Genomic DNA, 3,518 nt, shown 5'->3' with positions numbered 1-3,518 from the left:
CGGCCGCGCGGCCGCGGAGCACCTCGAAGCGCGTGCCGATCCGCTCGGCGATCCCGCCCCACGAGGCGACCCGGTCGAGGCTCTCCTCGTCCCGTGCGACCGAGAGGTGCCCGCCGGCCGTCCAACCGAGGCGCTGCCCGTACCGTTCGGCAAGCGTGCGCCAGCGGTCCGCGGCGTGCCGCATGATCTCGCCCTCGACGGATTCCCGCCCCTGTTCGCGCACGAAGCCCATGTTGCGACCGGACTGCGCGTTCCCGATGTTGCGCGCCTCGAGCAGGAGCACGCTGCGGCCCTGCGTGCGCAACTCGATCGCCGTGAGGAGGCCGGTGATCCCGCCGCCGATCACGACGGCGTCCCGCTCTCGCGGAAGCTCGGCCGGTACGCGCGGCGCGATGCGCACGGGCAGCGGGCCGGCTGCGGTTTCAGAAACAGTCACGTCACATCCCTGTGAATCAACGGTCGTCGTACGACCACTTCGAACGTCCCAAAGTGTACGCAGCCGTGCAGTCCCCGGCCAAGACCCCGGGCGGGCTCGAAACCCCCGAGATCCCTTGTGCTGACTCGAATTCGCGGCTCAACTCCGCACGCACCGGCTGATCGGATGCACGCAAAGAACACCCCGCGCAGCGGCCTATGCGCCCCGTGAAACCTGAGCGCGGATCGGCAGCGCGCGGAGCCGTGCCCACAGAGCGAGACCGAGCAGGGCGTAGGCGAAGAATCCGATGGCCGTCGGCTCCGGCGAGCTGCCGAAGAGCCCGAGCATGGGTGCCACGATCGCAGGGAGCAGGAACTCGAGCGCGCCGAGGAACGCCGAGGCTGTGCCGACCTCGGTCGGACGCACCGCCGCGAGCGCCACCGCCGTCGCATTCGACATGATCGGCGCCGTCGAGCCGAAGGCGATCGTCACGAGCACGAGCAGCGTCCAGAGCGGGAGGGCGTCGACGAGGGCGAGGACGAGCGCGGCGGCCGTCACGGCGACGCTCACGAAGATGGTTCCGCGCAGGATGGCGGCGGGTGGGAAGCGGCGCAGGAGCGCCGAGTTGAGCATCGCCGCCAGGCCGAAACCGGCCGAGTTCGCCGCGAAGGTCACGGCGTACCCCGTCGGCGAGAGTCCGTAGTGCTCCTGAAGCACGAACGAGGAGTTGCTGAGCCAGGTCATGATGATGCCGAACGCCGCCATCACCACGAGGGAGCCGGCGAAGAAGGTGCGGTTGCGCACGAGACCGGTGTAGTCGCCGAAGACGCTCCGCAGGCGCACGGCCCGTCGACGATCCCGCGGCAGGCTCTCGGGCAGTCGGAGGGCGACGAGCACCCCGACGACGCCCAGGGCGACGATCGCCCCCATCGCGAGCCGCCAGCCGCCGAGTTCGGCGAGGGGTCCGCCGATCACGGGGGCGATCACCGGCGCGATCCCGAACACCATCATGAGGATGCCGAAGAGCCTCGCCGCCTGGACGCCGTGGGTGAGGTCCGCGACGACGGCCCGCGCGATCACGGGCCCGGCGGCGGAGGCGAGGCCCTGCACGGCCCGCATCGCGATGAGCATCCAGATGTCCTGCGCCAGAGCCGCTCCGACGCTCGCGAGCACGAACACGATCGTGCTGATGAGCAGCGGGCGCCATCGGCCGAAGCGGTCGGAGACCGGCCCGATGACGAGGTTCCCGGCCGCCTGGGCGATGACGAAGACGGTGAGCGTCGCCTGCACGAGCGCGGGCGAGGTCCGCAGGTCGAGTGCGATGTCCGGGAGCGCCGGCAGATAGGTGTCGGTCGCGAAGGCCGAGCCCATCGACAGGAAGCCGAGAGCGGCGACCAGCAGCGGGGTCACCCGGGGTTCACTGCTGCGCGCCGACCGTCCGCGTCGATGGCTTCCCACGTCACACCCGTCTCGCTCGTCGGACCGCTATCGAACGGCTTACCCTCGAGTAGACCAGAGATGCCATCAGAAGACAACACGCGTTCTCTTTTGAGAGGACGCGCTCGCGGGCGCCGCCGACCGGAGCACGCTCAGATCCGCGCGTCGACCCCATCGAGGTGGGCTCGGGTCACGTCGACCAGCTCGCCGTCCTTGATCGCGGAGGGCGCAGGGGCGTCCTCGCGCCGCTTCACCGCGTACTCCAGGCGGTTCGTGTAGCCGGCGCGCGGCGCCTCGTCGACCAGCGCCCTGCCGCGGCCGCGGAAATGCGGCAGCACCTGCTCGGAGAACAGCTGCAGGGTCTTGTCCACCATCCACCGCGGTTTCACACCCGTGGTGAAGGAGAGGATCACTCGACCGGTTCCGAGTTGCTCGATCGAGTCGCGGAGCTGCTCGCGCACCGTCTCGGGCGAGCCCGCGATCAGCCACCGGTTCTCGATCAGCATGTCGTAGTTCATGTCCTCGGGTGCGATGGAGCGGTACCCGCCGCTGCGCATGGCGCGCAGCGACTTCTCCGACACGTATTCCGGGGGAAGTTGTCGTGCGCGACCGAGCGGAAGAAGTTCTGGTAGTCCCAGAGGATGAGGTTCTCGACCTCTCGGCGGGCCTCGGCATCCGACTCGGCGACGTGCACGTTGAAGAGCGCCGCGGTCTGGCGCGGATCGGGCTCGTAGCCCTCCTCGCGGCAGAGATCGCGGAAGCGTCCCATCGTCTTCACCATCCCCGGGAAGGGCGAGAGCGCGTTCTGGTACGTGTATCGCCTCTGGGCCGCGAGCTGCCGGTGATCGTGTCCACCGCGGCGATCTCCTCGGCGAGGCGGATCGGGTTCTTGTTCGCGTCCGGCAGCGGGCCGTTGACCACGATCTTGATGAGTTCGGTGCGGGCCGCATCGATGAATCCGATGAACTCGACGTCGTCCATGTTCACGTTACTCATGCTGTCTCCTTCAGACCTGGGTCGCGGTTCAGGCGCTCACGTCGATTCGGATACCGGCACCGCCGTGCACCTGCCCGCGGTCTGGGACGTCACCGACTGACCCTTCGGGAGCCGGACAGGATCGGCGATCCGGCTCCCCCGCAGCCCTGCGGCCCGGCCGGTCGTCCGCCGTTCGTCGGTGCCCGCGCATAGACTCTGCACATGGAAGCAGCAATCGAAGCGGTCGGCCTCTCGCGGTCCTTCGCCGGCGTCCCGGCCGTACGGGACGCGAACCTGCGCGTCGCACCGGGCGAGATCACCGCGCTCGTGGGGCCGAACGGCAGCGGTAAGACCACGCTCATGCTGATGCTCGCCACCCTCCTCCGCCCCGATTCCGGCGCGGTGCGCATCGGCGGACACGATGCGGTGACCGATGCGCGCGCCGCCCGCGCCGCGCTCGGCTGGATGCCCGACACGCTCGGTGCGTGGCCCACGCTCACCGTGCGCGAGACGATCCTCGCGGTGTGCGGCATGTACGGTCTCAGCGGTGCGGCCGCCGCGGCTCGAACCGGCGAGATGCTCGCCCTCGCCGGCCTCGAGGCGCTCGCGGATCAGCGCAGCAACACGCTGTCGCGCGGCCAGAAGCAGCGGCTCAGCCTCGCTCGGGCCCTCGTGCACGGCCCGCGGGTGC

Annotated in this window: 6 protein-coding genes; 1 reads left to right on the top strand and 5 read right to left on the bottom strand. The window is 70.0% G+C overall.

Annotated features, from left to right (window positions below):
* The 5 genes from ACFPZL_RS11260 to ACFPZL_RS11240 all read right to left on the bottom strand — a co-directional run.
* On the bottom strand, nucleotides 1-436 hold a 436-nt coding region (locus ACFPZL_RS11260), incomplete at its 3' end, for an NAD(P)/FAD-dependent oxidoreductase (RefSeq protein WP_382335458.1).
* A gap of 195 nt (nucleotides 437-631) precedes the next feature.
* A complete protein-coding gene (locus tag ACFPZL_RS11255) occupies nucleotides 632-1,825 on the bottom strand; it encodes a multidrug effflux MFS transporter (RefSeq protein WP_218114024.1) in 1,194 nt (397 codons plus the stop codon).
* Between the two features lie 179 nt (nucleotides 1,826-2,004).
* Nucleotides 2,005-2,409, bottom strand: coding sequence for a hypothetical protein (locus tag ACFPZL_RS11250; RefSeq protein ID WP_218114023.1), 405 nt, complete (start codon nucleotides 2,407-2,409; stop codon nucleotides 2,005-2,007).
* Complete coding sequence (locus ACFPZL_RS11245) at nucleotides 2,367-2,621, bottom strand: hypothetical protein (protein ID WP_218114022.1); 255 nt, start codon at nucleotides 2,619-2,621, stop codon at nucleotides 2,367-2,369. The genes ACFPZL_RS11250 and ACFPZL_RS11245 overlap by 43 nt, the downstream gene beginning before the upstream one ends.
* A 5-nt stretch (nucleotides 2,622-2,626) precedes the next feature.
* Nucleotides 2,627-2,848: a hypothetical protein gene (locus tag ACFPZL_RS11240; RefSeq protein WP_218114021.1), complete on the bottom strand. Its 222-nt coding sequence runs from the start codon at nucleotides 2,846-2,848 to the stop codon at nucleotides 2,627-2,629.
* A 201-nt stretch (nucleotides 2,849-3,049) separates the two neighbouring features.
* On the opposite strand from ACFPZL_RS11240, the gene ACFPZL_RS11235 reads away from it, so the two are divergent.
* Nucleotides 3,050-3,518: ATP-binding cassette domain-containing protein (locus ACFPZL_RS11235; protein ID WP_382335456.1), on the top strand; the 469-nt coding region annotated here is incomplete at its 3' end.

Source organism: Leucobacter soli (genome assembly GCF_042659205.1).
In the GTDB taxonomy this organism is placed as follows: Bacteria; Actinomycetota; Actinomycetes; order Actinomycetales; family Microbacteriaceae; genus Leucobacter; species Leucobacter soli.
Note: the sequence above shows the minus strand (reverse complement) of the source record. Positions and strands in the feature narration are given on the sequence as shown.

Coding starts and splice junctions, on each gene's coding strand:
- ACFPZL_RS11250 (WP_218114023.1), bottom strand. CDS start 2,409: ATGCGCAGCGGCGGGTACCGCTCCATCGCACCCGAGGACATGAACTAC.
- ACFPZL_RS11240 (WP_218114021.1), bottom strand. CDS start 2,848: ATGAGTAACGTGAACATGGACGACGTCGAGTTCATCGGATTCATCGAT.
- ACFPZL_RS11245 (WP_218114022.1), bottom strand. CDS start 2,621: ATGGGACGCTTCCGCGATCTCTGCCGCGAGGAGGGCTACGAGCCCGAT.